The organism is uncultured Rikenella sp. (assembly GCF_947628055.1).
Taxonomy (GTDB): Bacteria; Bacteroidota; Bacteroidia; order Bacteroidales; family Rikenellaceae; genus Rikenella.
In genome coordinates this window covers 1-15,892 of the sequence record NZ_CANQYJ010000057.1, presented here as the reverse complement: position 1 = coordinate 15,892, position 15,892 = coordinate 1, and the positions used below count along the sequence as shown (strand labels likewise).

Annotated in this window: 12 protein-coding genes and 1 pseudogene; 10 read left to right on the top strand and 3 right to left on the bottom strand. The window is 54.3% G+C overall.

Annotation, left to right across the window (positions count from 1 at the left end; genetic code table 11):
- Positions 1-1,559, bottom strand: a 1,559-nt coding sequence (locus Q0Z93_RS06525) for a heparinase II/III family protein (RefSeq protein WP_298063965.1), incomplete at its 3' end; no start/stop codon positions are given.
- Positions 1,560-2,503: 944 nt separating this feature from the next.
- Positions 2,504-3,709: a glycoside hydrolase family 88 protein gene (locus Q0Z93_RS06520; protein WP_298063974.1), complete on the bottom strand. Its 1,206-nt coding sequence runs from the start codon at positions 3,707-3,709 to the stop codon at positions 2,504-2,506.
- A gap of 251 nt (positions 3,710-3,960) precedes the next feature.
- Here Q0Z93_RS06520 and Q0Z93_RS06515 point away from each other — a divergent pair, with 251 nt between their 5' ends.
- The 7 genes from Q0Z93_RS06515 to Q0Z93_RS06485 all read left to right on the top strand — a co-directional run bounded on the left by Q0Z93_RS06515 (position 3,961) and on the right by Q0Z93_RS06485 (position 11,852).
- Positions 3,961-5,031, top strand: coding sequence for a LacI family DNA-binding transcriptional regulator (locus Q0Z93_RS06515; protein WP_298063962.1), 1,071 nt, complete (start codon positions 3,961-3,963; stop codon positions 5,029-5,031).
- Between the two features lie 2 nt (positions 5,032-5,033).
- On the top strand, positions 5,034-5,879 hold the full coding sequence (gene kduI, locus Q0Z93_RS06510; protein ID WP_298063959.1) for a 5-dehydro-4-deoxy-D-glucuronate isomerase: 846 nt from the start codon (positions 5,034-5,036) through the stop codon (positions 5,877-5,879).
- An 802-nt stretch (positions 5,880-6,681) separates the two neighbouring features.
- The gene (locus Q0Z93_RS06505; RefSeq protein WP_298063971.1) at positions 6,682-7,467 is read left to right on the top strand and encodes a gluconate 5-dehydrogenase; all 786 of its coding nucleotides are present in this window, start codon (positions 6,682-6,684) and stop codon (positions 7,465-7,467) included.
- Positions 7,468-7,486: 19 nt separating this feature from the next.
- A complete protein-coding gene (locus Q0Z93_RS06500) occupies positions 7,487-8,614 on the top strand; it encodes a DUF4861 family protein (protein WP_298063957.1) in 1,128 nt (375 codons plus the stop codon).
- 18 nt (positions 8,615-8,632) lie between these two features.
- Entirely contained in the window at positions 8,633-9,673 is a 1,041-nt protein-coding gene (locus Q0Z93_RS06495; RefSeq protein WP_298063954.1) for a sugar kinase, read from the top strand.
- 27 nt (positions 9,674-9,700) lie between these two features.
- The gene (locus tag Q0Z93_RS06490) at positions 9,701-10,372 is read left to right on the top strand and encodes a bifunctional 4-hydroxy-2-oxoglutarate aldolase/2-dehydro-3-deoxy-phosphogluconate aldolase (RefSeq protein ID WP_298063951.1); all 672 of its coding nucleotides are present in this window, start codon (positions 9,701-9,703) and stop codon (positions 10,370-10,372) included.
- Between the two features lie 43 nt (positions 10,373-10,415).
- Positions 10,416-11,852, top strand: a complete 1,437-nt coding sequence (locus Q0Z93_RS06485; protein ID WP_298063949.1) for an MFS transporter — start codon at positions 10,416-10,418, stop codon at positions 11,850-11,852.
- A 179-nt stretch (positions 11,853-12,031) separates the two neighbouring features.
- On the opposite strand, the pseudogene Q0Z93_RS06480 reads toward Q0Z93_RS06485, so the two are convergent.
- Positions 12,032-12,541 (bottom strand): annotated as a pseudogene (locus tag Q0Z93_RS06480) (RluA family pseudouridine synthase); the annotation flags it as partial.
- 76 nt (positions 12,542-12,617) lie between these two features.
- Between Q0Z93_RS06480 and Q0Z93_RS06475 the strand changes: the two are divergent.
- Genes Q0Z93_RS06475 through Q0Z93_RS06465 form a run of 3 tightly spaced genes read left to right on the top strand, consistent with a single transcriptional unit; the run spans position 12,618 to position 15,554 of the window.
- The gene (locus tag Q0Z93_RS06475) at positions 12,618-13,547 is read left to right on the top strand and encodes an IS1595 family transposase (protein WP_298063947.1); all 930 of its coding nucleotides are present in this window, start codon (positions 12,618-12,620) and stop codon (positions 13,545-13,547) included.
- Positions 13,548-13,575: 28 nt separating this feature from the next.
- A complete protein-coding gene (locus Q0Z93_RS06470) occupies positions 13,576-14,583 on the top strand; it encodes a DNA cytosine methyltransferase (protein ID WP_298063946.1) in 1,008 nt (335 codons plus the stop codon).
- Positions 14,580-15,554 carry a HaeIII family restriction endonuclease gene (locus Q0Z93_RS06465; RefSeq protein ID WP_298063944.1) on the top strand — a complete coding sequence of 325 codons (975 nt, stop codon included), beginning with the start codon at positions 14,580-14,582 and terminating at the stop codon, positions 15,552-15,554. The genes Q0Z93_RS06470 and Q0Z93_RS06465 overlap by 4 nt, the downstream gene beginning before the upstream one ends.
- Positions 15,555-15,892: the final 338 nt, after the last annotated feature.

Genomic DNA, 15,892 nt, shown 5'->3' with positions numbered 1-15,892 from the left:
TCGGCATACCGCACGTTCCGCGAACGGTACTTTCCGCCCTCTTTCTGCCCGAAACCGTTGATGACCGGCAGGTTGTGGTACTCCGACCGCATCATCCAGATCGTATAACGCCGGTGGTCGAAAGTGGCCGCCGTATAAGTCCCCACCCCGGCATCCACCATCATCGGCTGCCCGTCCGCATAGAGGATAAAGCTCCCGACGTCGTTGTGGTTATGGCTTTCGGCATTGTACCCCCCTTTGACGGCCAAAGTCATTCCGTCGGCGCTGCCGCCGCGGGTGCGGGCCACCGCCACTTCGATCCCGTCCATCCAGACCGACCGGTAGAGCGGTGCGACGGGACGCACCCTGCACATGTCGTTATAAACGAACGCAGTCTTGAGCCGATTGTCCATCGTCCCGCCGAGCGGGTTCTCGGCAAAGCCGGTCAGCGTCCCCAAATAAGAGCCGAAACGCATCAGGGTGCTGTCCGCAATATTCCGCCCGTAGCGGAACACCGTCGCCGCCCCCGGCGAGGCTTTGGCTTCGGCGTCGGCGAAATTGACGAAATAGAGGCTGTCGATATGGGCGTTGGCGATATACAGTCCGATGTTCTTGATCCGCTGCTCGCCGAACAGGTCGATTTTCCCATGCGAGTACTCTTTGAGAAGTTCGAGGTAGTTGTTCATCATCCCCGCCGCATGTGTCCAATATGAGGGGCCCTCTTCGCACCCGCCGTCGGGTTTGAAAAAGTCGATGAACCGGTCTACCGACCGCATGGTCTTCTTCACGATGGCGGCCCGCCGCACGGGGTCTTCTTCGACTAACAGCGCGGTGGTCAGCACATTGAAGTTGCACCACGGGTTCCAGTTATTGACCTGCGCCCCTTCGCGGAAGCCGAGCCAGAACATGTCGTCGCGGTTCAGATAGACGTCCAACGTATGGCGATTCAGCTCGGCGCGCAACCGTTGCGGGATCGTCGGCGAGAGCTTGCCCATTTCGTCTTTGAAAAAATAGTAGGCCCAAGCCAGCGTATTGGCGGTCATGCCGCCGCTCAGGTCGATCGTGCGGTGTTCGACATCGGGCACCGCCGTCCCGCTAAGCTGCCAGTAGATATGTGCGGCGGCCACCCACGTGCTCTGCTCGCAGAGCGACCACACGCCGTCGGCGATCTGATCCAGAAACCGCCCTTTCCCTTCGACCAGCTCGCCCAGCATCAGGTCGGCCAGGGCATTGTATCGTTCGCCGATGTGTTGGTCGTTCGGTACCCGAATGCCTTTCCGGGCGAAATCGAGATAGGAGGTTACGCTGACGCTCCGCCAGACGTAATCCAACCGGGCTTCGGCCTGCGCTACGGCCTGCCGTTTGACGGCTTCGGGCAGCGACTGCCAGAAGCCGCGGTCGCTGTACCCCGGATAAGGGGTATAAGTCTCCTGACACATCGAGTCCATGTCGTACCGGGCGGCGATGTGTTGCAAAAGATTGGGTTCGGGTGTTTTCTCGGCTGCTTGTGCGGCGAGCGAGGTGGTGCTCAATAAGCCGCTGCACAACAGGAGGGTGAAAAGATGGGTTATACGTCTCATTGACAATTTGTTTTACTATTCTGTCTTTTCGTTTGCCGGCTCGTGGGGGCTTAGGGCCGGCCGTTTATTGGATTTGTATGGAGGTGTTCGGAGCGAGGCTATCACAACGATATGCAGCATCGTCTGTCTCACCGGGGTACCGCTGGGAACTCGATCCACAGCCGTTGGCTGTTTTATTGGCCGCCTTTACCCCAAAGCCCCCGATGGCTCCGGTCAGAGGCTGTTACAGCCTGGTAGGAATACCTGTATCTGATCGTTTTGCGTGTCGCAAGGCACTGCGGGCCGCAGCCTCCCGCAGCGGAGGCCCGCAACTCTTTTATCGCTTACGCGAGAGTTGCGTTCCCCGCAGGCTGCATCCCGAAACTGTATTTGCCCGCGCGCTGGCGGAAATTCGATTCAAAAGCGCAAGCTGCTTTTGAACGATTTCCTACTCCAGCCGTCGCACGCGGTGTCGGGTGCCGCTGGGCACTCGATCCGCACCCTTCGGGTGTTTTATTGGCCTGCCGGCAGCAAGATAAACTACCCCCAAGAGGGTACTGCCCTCAGGCCGAGCAGCCGCACTTAATAAGTCCACTCAAACTCTAACAAAAACCCCAAGGGGCTCCGCGCCGGGCAAGGGCAGTAACTGCCTTAACAAAGGCCCCGCGCCGGGCTTGCGAAACTGTGTTTCGCTCGGGCCGTTTCTACCCCAATGACTACTCCGCCACATCGGGCCGGAGACAGTGGGGCCTGTTCAAACAAACTCCCGGCTCGAGTGCCGAACAGCACTCTCCGCAACCGGGAGCTACGATCTGCGCACTTCTGCGAAGTGCTATTTCGGGTGGCAGTCATGGAAAGAACATAATCGAAACCTTTTTTATACACCAAGAGGCACTCAAACTGAGTGTTTGTTCGGTCAAAACCTCCGATTCCATGCAAGCCCCCGACACCGAAATGCCGAACACCTACTTCGCCTCCAAATCCCGTTTCCGCTTGAGCGCTTCAAGGAAATAATAGTCCGCATAGACCAGCGGCACATCCACCTCCGACGGCCCCGGCTTGTTGCCCGTCGAGTGCATCAGGATGAAATAGCCATTCTCACCCAGCTCCGCCCGATAAGCCGGTGAAGCCAGCGTTTTCACGATCCGATCCGCCAGTTTTCTGTACTCCCGGCCCTGCTTCCTGTCCGCATAAGTCGAAAGCTCGTAGAGTGCCGAAGCCGTGATCGCCGCCGCCGAAGCATCGCGCGGCTCGTTCCCGATATTCGGCACATCGTAGTCCCAATACGGCACCAAATCCTCCGGCAGGTTCTTGTTCGTGAAGATGAACCGCGCAATCTCCTCCGCCTGCTTCAGATACTTCGGATCGCGCGTATAGCGGTAGCACATCGTGTACCCGTACAGTCCCCACGCCTGTCCGCGCGCCCAAGCCGACCCGTCCGCATAGCCCTGCGCCGTGACCCGGCTGCGCACTTCGCCCGTTCCGGAATCGTAGTCCACCACATGGTAGCAACTCTTATCCGGCCGGTAATGATGCTCCATCGTCCGGTCGGCGTGCGACACCGCGATCTTCCAGAACGACGAATCGCCGCTCATCCGGGTCGCCTCGAACAACAGCTCCAGATTCATCATGTTATCGATGATCACCGGGCAGTCCCAGCCCCTCCACTGCGGCCACGACTGGATCACCCCCGCCCCCGGACGATAGCGCTCGCTCAGCGTCTTGGCCGCCGTTACGATCACATCCTTGTAGGACGGTTTACCGGTAAGCCGCAGCCCGTTGCCGAACGAGCAGAAGATCATGAACCCGATGTCGTGATTCCCGCGGTAGTATTTGATCCGCTCCATCCCCTCGGTATAGTGCACCGCCGGTTCGAGCCACGCGCTGTCGCCCGTCAGCTCGTAGAGGTACCACAGCGTCCCCGGGAAGAAACCGCTCGTCCAGTCGTCCAGCGTGGTGAACGCCAGCCGGCCGTTCTTGTCCGTCGTCCGAGGACTGGGAATCTCTTTGAAAGTATCCATCGTGTCCACCATCAGGCGCACCTGCCGGGCCGCGAAATCCACATTCTCCGTGATTACCCGCGCCGCCTTCCCGCCTTTTGCCAGCACCGGCGATCCCCCGCCCGCAACAAAGACCGCCAACGCCCATGAGCACGCTGCGATTGTTTTGATTTTCATACTGAAAAAGAGTTGTTTGGGTCTGTTTTGAAAAAATTTTAATATACGATTCCACGTAACGATCTGTATCTCATTTACGCAACCGATTGCACAAATGTAGAAATTCTATCCGTTTCTTCAAAAACAATCCGAAACGTGTTTGACCTTTATTTATTGATAACATATTTATAATTAAACTATTAATTCGACCCGCAAAAAAATATCCGATGAAAAACCGTTTGCATCCACCGGATTAATCTTTACATTTGCACAAACGATTGCGCAAACTGTCGCACCACTCCTTTCAAATGACCCGAAAACGCACTTCGATCTATGACATCGCCCAGCGGTTGGACGTATCGGTGTCCACCGTTTCGCGGGCGCTGAGCGATCATCCGTCGATCAGCGCCGCACTCAAAGAACGCATCCGGGAGGTAGCCCGGGAGATGCACTATACCCCCAATTCGGTGGCCGTGAACCTCAAAACGGGACGGCGGAATACGATCGGCGTGGTGGTGCCGGGAATCAACCGGAGCTTCTTTTCGTCGGCTATCGAGGGGATCGAGGACAAGGCTTACAAGCAGGGATACGACGTGCTTATCTATCAATCCAAAGATTCGGCGGAGCGCGAGGAACGCATCGTACATTCGTTAGCGGGCAAGGTGGACGGCGTGATCGCTTCCGTGGCGGCCGATGCGACGGATCACAGCTATTACAACCATCTGTCGGCTTCGGGAGTGCCGGTGGTTTTGTTCGACCGGACAGCGAAGGGGGTGGATGCTGGGACGGTGATCGTGGACGACTGCCAAGGGGCGGCACTGGCAGTCGAACACTTGCTGCGGCAAGGGATGAAACGGATTTATCATTTCGCCGGGCCGCGGCATGTCAATGTCTGGGGGAACCGCCTCGAAGGATACCTGAGCACGATGCGGGAGGCCGGCCTATCTGTCTCCGATGAATATATTTTCGAGGGGATCAATACGTCCGAGCAGGAAGGACGACGGTTCGCCGAGACCGTTCTTACGGCTCACGCATCGGGCCAACCGCTGCCGGAAGCGGTCTTTTTTGCCGGGGATTTCGCCGCGTTGGGCGCTATGCTCGAATTTCAAAAAGCCGGGATCCGAATTCCGGAAGATATCGCCGTCGTGGGATTCGCCAACGAGCCGTTCTGCCAGCTGCTGCCGACGCCGCTCAGCTCGGTGGATCAGTTCAGCTATAAAATGGGATACATGGCGGGAAAAATGATGTTCGACCGGCTCAGGGGCGAACCGCAGGTCGGCATTGTTATCGCGCCGGAACTCATCATTCGCAAATCATCATTAAAAAACACCAAATAACCATGTCTGACGTAAAATACGAAATGCGCTACGCTTCGCATCCGGCCGATGCGAAGGGGTACGACACCGAACGCCTCCGGGCGGAATACCTCTTCCCGCACATCATGACCGACGGAGAGATCAACTTGATTTACTCGGCTTACGACCGGTTGATCGTGGGCGGGGCGGTGCCGGCGGCGAAGGCTCTCACGCTGGACGCCATTCCGCCGCTGCGGGCGGATCGCTTCCTGCACCGCCGCGAGCTGGGGATCATCAATGTCGGGGGCGCGGGGACGGTGCGTGCGGGGGACAAGGAATACAGATTGGATTACAAGGAAGCCTTGTATCTGGGCAAAAGCGAGCGGAACGTCGTTTTCGAGAGTGAGGAGGCCTCGAATCCGGCCCGGTTCTATTTCAACTCGGCGCCGGCGCACGCCGAATATCCGGATCGAAAAATCACCAAAGCGGATGCGGTGGTGGTCGAACTGGGCTCGCTCGAGGAGAGCAACCACCGGGTGATCAACAAGATGATCGTGAACCAGGTGCTGCCGACCTGTCAGCTCCAGATGGGGATGACGGAGCTCAAGCCGGGGAGTGTGTGGAACACGATGCCGGCGCATACGCATGACCGGCGGATGGAGGCTTATTTCTATTTCGAGCTGCCGGACGATCAGGCGGTGTGCCACTTCATGGGGCAGCCGCAGGAGACGCGCCACATCTGGATGCGCAACGGGCAGGCAGTGATCTCGCCGCAGTGGTCGATCCATTCGGCTTGCGCGACGCACAACTATACGTTCATCTGGGGCATGGCGGGCGAGAATATGGACTATGGGGATATGGACGGCTGCGCTACGACGGAACTCAAATAATTATATACCGTATTTATTTGTCTTTCTTGTTCTTTGACGACTGTACGGAACTGTTCTCTTTGTGAACAAAGAGAACCAGAAAAACTTGTTTTCTTATCCGCCTCGAGCCGGCGAAGCTCTTCATTTCTTTTGGCAGCAAAAGAACCGAGCAACGTACCGAGAGCAGAGACCGCTTGCGGGCTATGCCAAGGCAGCGCGAGGAAGACCGCAGGTCAAACGAAGCAAAGAAAACTGCCTCCAGCCGGTTTCGCCTTGTCGGGTGTCCGCGCGTCCTGCGCAGCCCCCTCAAGGCAAAACACGGCATTCCCGGAAGCGCTTTCGCTTGCACTTTAGATTTGTCGGGGTGGGGGATGGCAAAGGGGGGTGTCCCCCCTTTGATGCGCTTTTGCTTACTTTTGGGGCATACCAAAAGTAAGTGCCCGCCCGGCATGAGGGCATGCAAAAAAGTTTTTTTATAAAGAACAAATGCCTCGCCGGATAGAAGCGATTACCGAAAAGAGCGGCACCCGGCGCGAGGCTATAAAAAGGGAAGTCCTTTCTATTCTCTTTGTTCACAACCGACGCTGCCAGGTGCCGCTCGGCACTCGAACCGGGCCGCCTCTGCCCTGCATAAGGTGAGCGGCGAGGAGGAACCGAGCAGCGTTCCGAGGGCAGAGGCCGCTGGCGGACTATGCCGAGGTAGCGCGAGGAAGCCGGAGGCAAAACGAGCAGAGCGAAGTTAAAGAGAACAGTACCCTCCAGTCGCTAAAGAAATAGACAAGCAAACAAACATGAATCTCAATAGTTTAAGCAGATGAAATCGATAGAACTGTTCGACCTGACCGGTAAAGTAGCTTTGGTGACCGGCGGCACGCACGGATTGGGGATGGCCGTGGCGACGGCACTGGCACAAGCTGGCGCTACATTGGTCGTAAACGGCCACTCGGCCGGAAAAATGGAGAATGCGCTCAAAGAATACGCCGCCAACGGAATCGAAGCGCACGGATACCTGTTCGACGTGACCGACGAAAAACAAGTAACCGAATCCGTGGGCAAAATCGCCCGGGAAGTAGGGCCGATCGACATTCTGGTCAATAATGCCGGAATCATCAAACGCATTCCGGCCACCGAAATGAGCCTTGCAGACTGGAACACAGTCATTGCGACCGACCTGACCTCGCCTTTTCTCATGTCGAAAGCCGTGGTCGGGAGCATGATCGAGCGCGGCGGCGGGAAGATCATCAACATGTGTTCGATGATGAGCGAAGTGGGGCGCGACACCGTGAGCGCTTATGCGGCCGCGAAGGGAGGGCTGAAGATGCTGACCCGGAACCTGGCTACCGAGTGGGCGCGGTACAACATCCAGGTCAACGGCATCGGCCCCGGCTATTTCGCCACGGCGCAGACCGCGCCGATCCGCGTGGGGGGGCACCCGTTCAACGACTTCATCATCAAACGTACTCCCGCCGCCCGGTGGGGCGATCCGGAAGATCTGGCCGGGACAGCCGTATTCCTCGCCTCACGCGCCTCGGACTTCGTGAACGGGCAGATCGTCTACGTGGACGGCGGTATTTTGGCATCGCTCGGCAAGGCAATGAACGAAGACTAACTGATTCAACATACCGGACATGAAAAAATTACAGCTCTTTATAGCCGCAGCCGCAATTCTGGTTTCCTGTGGCGGCGTGAAGGTCAAAGTCGCCAACCCGCTGCAAATAGCCCGCACGGACGAGACGGTCGAAATCAGCTGGCAAGACGTATTGGCCAGAATGCCAAAAGCTACGCCGGAAGATATGATCGTGATCGCCCCGGACGGCCGGCAACAACCCTCGCAAGTGCTCTACAACGGCGGGACGGAGCCGCAGGCGTTGATTTTCCAGGCCACCGTTCCGGCGGGCGGGTCGGCGACCTACCGGTTGAAAATCGGCGAACGCGACAGTTATCCGGTGCAGGCATACGGGCGGTTCGTACCGGAACGGATGGACGATTTCGCGTGGGAGAACAACCGGATCGCACACCGGATGTACGGGCCGGCGTTGGAGGCTACGGGCGAGATCAGCAACGGAATCGACGTTTGGCTCAAGCGAACCGACAGCTTGGTGATCGACCGATGGTATGCACCGGGATTCAACTACCATGCCGACCACGGCGAGGGGCTGGACTGCTACAAAGTGGGGCGGACGCTCGGGGCGGGCGCCATGGCGCCGTACACGAAAGATTCGCTGTGGCTGGGGAACAACTACGTCAAGTACAAAGTGTTGGACAACGGCCCGATCCGGATCGCTTTCCAGCTCGATTACGCTCCGTTCCGGGCCGATACGGTGATGATTACCGAACGGCGGACTATCTCACTGGATGCCAACACCCATTTCAACCGGATTACCGAAGAGTATACGGGCGATTTCGACCGGCTGAAAGTGGCGGCGGGGATTGTGACGCGCGGAGCGGGCGGCAAGGTGCTCGACATCCTGAACAAACCGATCAAGGTGGTGGGTTACTGGGAACCGCTCAACACCGACAACGAACCGGATAACGGACATACGACGATCGGGCTGGTTTTCCCGTGCGAGATCAAGGTCGAAACCCGGCTGGGGCACCTGTTGGCAAGCACCGAGATTCCGGCGGGCCGGCCTTTTACCTATCAGATGGGGGCCGGTTGGAGCAAGAGCGATGTTCCGACGCCGCAGGCCATGACACAGCTGATCTTCGACCAGAAACTCAAATCGGAGAATCCGTTGGTCGTAACGATTAAATAATCAATTGAATACGTTCTTATGGCAAGGATAGTTACTTTCGGCGAGATTATGTTGCGATTGGCAACGCCGGAATACCTGCTTTTTTCGCAGGCGACCTCTTACGAAGCTACTTTCGGTGGCGGCGAGGCGAACGTGGCGGTGTCGCTGGCCCATTTCGGCATGGAGGCGGATTTCGTCACCCGGCTGCCGGAAAACGACATCGCCCGGGCGTGTCGCGACGAGTTGCGCAAACAGGGCGTCGGCACTTCGCATATCGTCTGGGGCGGCGAGCGCCTCGGCATTTATTACCTCGAGACCGGCGCGGTGAACCGGCCGAGCAAGGTGGTCTACGACCGGGCGCACTCGTCGATTTCGACGGTTCAACCGGGAATGATCGACTGGGAACGGATTTTCGCAGGAGCGGATTGGTTCCACTTCACGGGGATTACGCCGGCGCTGTCGCAGTCGGCAGCCGATGCGTGTCTCGAGGCGGCGCGGGTGGCCAATCGGCTGGGGCTGACCGTTTCGTGCGACCTGAACTACCGCAAAAACCTCTGGAAATATGGCCGCAGCTGCACGGAGGTGATGCCGGCGCTGGTCGAATGCTGCGATATGATCATCGCCAACGAGGAAGACGCCGAAAAGGTCTTCGGGATCAAGCCGGAGGGCTTCGATGCGACGGCCACGGGCGGCAAGGTCGATGCGGCACGGTTCGAGAGCGTGGCCCGGCAGCTGCAGACGCGGTTTCCGCGGGCCGAACGGGTGGCCATTACGCTGCGCGGCTCGATCAATGCCAACCACAACACGTGGGGGGCGGTGCTCTATACCGGGGGGCGGCTGTATGCCTCGCGGAGGTACGACATCACGCACATCGTGGACCGCGTGGGCGGCGGCGACTCGTTCGGCGCGGGGCTGATCTACGGCCTGCTGACCTACGGGACGGACTTTCAGAAGACGATCGACTTTGCGGCGGCGGCTTCGTGTCTGAAACACACGATCAAGGGCGATTTCAACTTGGTGACGATCGACGAAGTCGAAAAATTGATGGGCGGCGACGGCTCGGGCCGGGTGTCGCGGTAATAATTTGTATAGAAACGGATTGAAAATATGGCACGTTTCAGTAGGATAGAGGTCGCTCTCGAAATGAAGCGGCAGGGGGTGATCCCCGTTTTTTACCACGCGGATGCGGAAATTTGCAAACAGGTGCTGAAGGCATCTTATGCGGCGGGAATCCGGGTGTTCGAGTTTACGAACCGGGGCGATTTCGCCCATGAGGTCTTCGGTACGCTCAACCGGTGGGCGGCGACCGAGCTGCCGGAATTGATGCTGGGGGTCGGGTCGGTGGTCGATGCGCCGACGGCGGCCTTGTATATTCAGTTAGGGGCGGCGTTCGTCGTCTCGCCGCTGCTGAACGAAGAGATGGCACCGGTGTGCAACCGCCGGAAAATACTGTGGGCGCCGGGCTGCGGCTCGCTGAGCGAGATCGGGCGGGCTGAGGAGCTGGGGGCCGAGATCGTGAAGATTTTTCCGGGATCGTCGGTCGGCGGGCCGGGCTTCGTCAAGGCGGTCAAGGGGCCTTGCCCCTGGAGCTCGATCATGCCTACGGGCGGTGTGGAACCGACGGAAGAGAGCCTGCGGGCGTGGTTCGAGGCCGGGGTGACGTGTGTGGGGATGGGCTCCAACCTGTTCCCCAAAAAACTGATCGAAGCCGGAGACTGGAACGCGATTACGGAGACCATCGGCCGGATCCGGGCCATTATCGCATCCGTCAGGCCGTAATTACCCTTGCTTGCTACGAGACTACTAACCCAAAATTTCTATCATGAGCAAACTCAACGGAACTTACGGGAAGATGACCCACTACCGGTGGATCATCTGCTCGATGCTGTTTTTCGCCACGACGGTCAACTACCTCGACCGGCAGGTGCTCTCGCTGCTCCAACCGATTCTGGAAGAGGAGTTCCACTGGACGGACAACGATTACGGAACGATCACGGCTATTTTCTCGCTGGTCTATGCCATCGCGATGCTGTTCGCCGGCCGCTTCGTCGACCGGGTGGGCACCAAGCGGGGCTATGCCTGGTCGATAGCGGTGTGGTCGCTGGGAGCGGGAATACATGCCTTGTGCGGGGTGTTGACGGAACAGATGACGGGACTGGCCGACGCCCACGCGCTGCGCATGGCGCAGGGAGCGGATATCGTGGGGCAGATCGCGATGATCAGCGTCACGGCCTTCATCATCTGCCGCTGCGTGCTGGCCGTCGGCGAGGCGGGGAACTTCCCGGCGGCGATCAAGGCGACGGCAGAGTATTTTCCGAAAAAAGACCGCGCTTTCGCCACCGGGATATTCAATTCGGGAGCCAATGTTGGGGCTATCGTCGCGCCGCTGACGGTACCGGTGATGGCTGAGCTGTGGGGCTGGGAGACGGCTTTCATTATCGTCGGGCTGATCGGATTCATCTGGCTGGGATTCTGGCTATTCCTTTACAGGAAACCGGAAGAGAACACCAAGATGAATGCCGCCGAACGGGCTTATATTGAACAGGATTCGACCTCAGAAGAAGCCGGTGGGGCGAGCGGCGTGACGGATAAGAAAATGACTTTCCGGCAATGCCTCAAATACCGCCAGACCTGGGCTTTCGCATTCGGTAAGTTTATGACGGACGGGGTGTGGTGGTTCTTCCTGTTTTGGACGCCGGCCTATCTGAAAGCCCAATACAATCTGGTGGGAACCCGGATTGCATGGCCGATCGCCATTCTTTATACGATTACGGTAGTCGGATCGGTTTTCGGCGGCAAGTTCCCGACCTATTTCATCGACCGAGGCATGAATCCGTATGCCGGACGGATGCGGGCGATGCTTATCATCGCGTTTTTCCCGCTGGTGGTGCTGGCGGCGCAGCCGTTAGGCGGAATCAGCTATTGGGTGCCTATCCTGCTGATCGCGATAGGAGCTTCGGCGCACCAGGCCTGGTCGGCGAATATTTTCTCCACGATCGGCGACATGTTTCCGAAACGGGCTATTGCGACCATTACGGGAATCGGAGGCATGGCGGGCGGTATCGGTTCGTTCTTTATCCAGAAAGGGGCCGGAATGCTGTTCACCTACAGCGGCGAAACGTCGCTCCGTTTCATGGGATTCGAGGGCAAGCCGGCGGGATATACCATTGCGTTCATCTTCTGTGCCGCGGCCTATCTGATCGCCTGGATCGTCATGAAGCTGCTCGTACCGAAATACAAACCGATCACGGATTTGTAAACCCGCTCGGGGAGTTTAAAAAGAATCAGTCCGGACTTTTCCAAAGTCCGGACTGATTCTTTAATCCCGTGGGGCGGCAAGGCTGATAAACGACCGGATAGGGATAGTTTACGAAGCAAAACCGTCTGTCTGGATCCATTTCGCCGCCTGAACCGGAACGGAGCAGCCACGCTTTTCCCCTACTCAAAAAGTTCCGTAAACCTGCGCGGAATCGGTGTCGAGAAGTCGTGGCGTTCACCCGTCACCGGATGGACGAAACTCAGCACGCCGGCATGAAGCGCTACCCGACCGATCAAAGAGCGTGTCGAACCGTATTTCTTATCCCCCACGATCGGATGACCGATATATTCCATGTGAGCGCGAATCTGGTTTTTCCGCCCCGTCTCCAATTCCAACTCCAACAACGTCACATCGTTCTTTTTGGAACGCTTCAGCACACGGAACCGCGTATGGGCGATCTTGCCCTCCTCGCGGGCCGTCACATACACTTTCAAAGCCTTGCTCTCGGTCAGATAAGTCGAAATCATCCCGCTATCCCGAGAGACGAGCCCCTCCACCACGGCAAAATACTTCCGCTCCACCACCGTCTGCTCCCAGGCACTCTGTATCTTCACTTTCACCCTTTCGCTCTTGGCGAACATCATCAGGCCCGATGTCTCGCGATCCAACCGGTGCAGCACGAAAATCTTATCGGAATTATCTGTTTAAGGCTTGTGTGATTCAAAATTTGTTTGTATATTTGCATCGTAATCAAATACAAAAGTAATGACTTATTTTGAGTTTACAAAAAGGTTTCCCGATGAAAACAGCGCGATTGACTTCATCGTCGATGCAAAGTACAAGGACGGTTATGTATGCCCCAAGTGCGGATGCATGCACGGGCGGATATACCGGCAGAACTACGACAGGAGGAAGCTCTATTGCAACAACTGCAAGAGCGAGTTTTCCGCGTTGAAAGGTACAATCTTCGAGAACACGCACCTCGACCTGCGTATGTGGCTCTACGCAATCAACCTCGTGAACGTCTCCCGCAAGGGGATTTCCGCCAAGCAGCTGCAAAGGGAAATGGGCATGGGTTCTTACGAATCCGCGTGGCGAATGCTGCACCAAATCCGCAAGGCCATGGAGAACGAGGAATACAAGGAGACCTTCGAGGCAATCGTGGAGATAGACGAGACTTATGTTGGCGGAAAGCCGCGCAAGGACAACAGGCATGACGATAGCGACAAGGACGACGAGAACAAGCCGAAAAGAGGTCGTGGAACGTCCAAAACGCCAGTAATAGGTGTAAAGGAACGCAATACAGGAAAAGTACACGCCGTTGTCGCAAACTACAACGACGAGGGCAAGCGGTTGAGCGGAAAGCAGCTTTTCGCCGTACTCAAAAAGGTATGCAAGCCGAACACGACGGTAATGACCGACCAATTCTCCGGATACGACATCCTTGACGGAAAGAACAAATGCGACTTCGTCCGTCTCAAGATAGACCACACCGTAGCATACTCCCTCGGGGACGGAATACACACCAACGGCATAGAAAGCTTCTGGGCGGTGCTGAAGCGCGGAGTGTACGGCATCTTCCACAACGTGTCGGTCAAGTACATGCAGCGGTACGTGGACGAGTTCTGCTTCAGACTCAACCACAGGGATGAGGAAGAGGCCTTCAACTACCTCGTGAATCTTGCAGTGAAATAATAAAAGACCACAATAAATAACGATTATAATGAAAATTGTATCTCTTTTCAGCGGATGCGGTGGTTTAGATTTAGGATTCAAGAAAGCCGGATTCGATATAATATGGGCGAATGAATTTGATAAGTCCATTTGGGAAACTTATGAACTAAATCATAAAGATACTTTCTTGGATAGGCGTTCAATAATAAATATTCCCGCTAATGAAATACCTGATTGCGACGGTATAATTGGTGGCCCTCCATGTCAATCTTGGAGCATAGGGGGGGGCAAGAGAGGCTTAGATGACAAGAGGGGGCAGCTATTTTGGGATTATATTAGGATTATTGATGCTAAAAACCCCCTATTCTTTGTTGCCGAAAATGTTAAAGGAATGCTTCTTTCCCGTTACGGGACGGCATTAGATAGTCTTAAACAGGCTTTTAAGTCCGCTGGCAAATATGGATATAATCTTTACTTTCAATTGGTCAATGCGGCGGATTATGGTGTTCCGGAGGATAGAGAAAGAGTCCTTTTTATTGGGATAAGAAAAGATATAAACTTAAAGTATGAATTTCCTAAACCGATTTCTCCTAAAGGCAATAGGATTACTTTAAGAGATGCTATCGGAGATATTTCTGAAGCCAACCCACGACCTGTCACTAACGGAAAAACTAATATTCAGAATAACGGTAATGATTTACCAAATAATGAATATCTTGTTGGAGGATTTTCTCCAATTTATATGTCACGAAATCGTGTAAGGGGATGGGATGAAGTCTCATTCACTATACAAGCAAGTGGGAGACAGGCACCAATACATCCTAATGCTCCTAAAATGGTGTATTGTGGCGTAGATAAATATAAGTTTGTCACTGAAGAAATAAACTCTTACCGAAGATTGTCTGTACGAGAAGTGGCACGAATACAAACTTTTCCCGATGACTTTATTTTTAAGTATGACAATATAAGCAATGGCTATAAAATGGTAGGCAATGCAGTACCTGTTAATCTTGCATATATTGTTGCAGATTCATTATCAAAATTGTTTCAGCGATGAGTAATGTTCAGAATGGAAAAGCTTTCGAATATGCTATCGCTATTGAGTATATGAGCTTTATAAAGAATCTTGGGCTTTCAGCAGAGTTAGTGGAAACTCGTCCGATGCAAATTGCAAGGAAATATTTTGAGACTTCTTCAATGGAAGAGAGGTCTCGATATTTAATGGCATCACGCTCATCTATTGTGACAATGATGAAGTTAGAGACAGGGTTTATAAGTCCTAAAAATATGAATGACATACTTCGCATTCGAATTGCATCTGATAACGAGGGGGAATATGGTGATGTAAGAGATGTTATTTTTTCAAGACCAATATCAAGATGGGAATTGGGCTTTTCCGCAAAAAATAACAATGATGCGGTTAAACATAGTAGGGTTTCATCAAGAATAGATTTTGGTGAAATTTGGCTTGGGCATAAAGTGTCTAAACATTATTGGGAAACAATCACACCCATATTTCAACATTTGCAATCTCTCAAGGAAAGCAAAACTAAATGGAAAGATATAGAAAAAGAAAAACCCACATTAGTATATATGCCAATTCTCAATGCTTTCAAAGACGAAGTTATGCGGCTGGCAGGAGAATACAAAGATGTTCCACAACGATTGATTTTATATTTGCTTGGAGAAAAGCCTTTTTATAAGGTTATAAAAGACGATACGGCGAATATAGTAATCATAAAGGCATTTAATATACGTGGAGAACTTAATCAAGTAGTAAACGGAAAAAAGCCTATGTATAAGACAAAGGAAGTATACCTGCCAACGAGAATCATAGATTTCGATTATAAGATAAATAATAGTGGAATAAAAAGTGAAAATACACTTAACATGATTCTTGATTTTGGGTGGGAAATTTCCTTTAGGATTCATAGTGCTTCCACATTTGTAGAGCCATCATTAAAGTTTGATGTGCAGATGTTAGGCAACCCTCCGATTTTATTTACTCAATATATTTTTCAAGAATAAAAAAGCCAAATAATGTAAGTGTAAAAAGGCATACGGAAAACTGACGGGGTTTTTATTTTCTCTTTGTCATGGTACGCAAGCGGTAATGCGCACGGCCGCTTTGCGGTCGAAAGGAAACTATAAATTTCCAAAACGTTTAACTATGGCAAAGATTAAAATTAAAATTTTTGTCAGAGGCAATCATGTCCGCTGGACGGTCATCGCACCGCCCAAACGGATTATGGGAGGGAAATATATTCCCACCAAGTGATTGCCCGAGCGGTGGGGAGACCAATTCCCCGCCGCTCTTTTTTCCGTATGCCAACCATATTTGTGCAAGATTAAAGTAGATAGTTCCG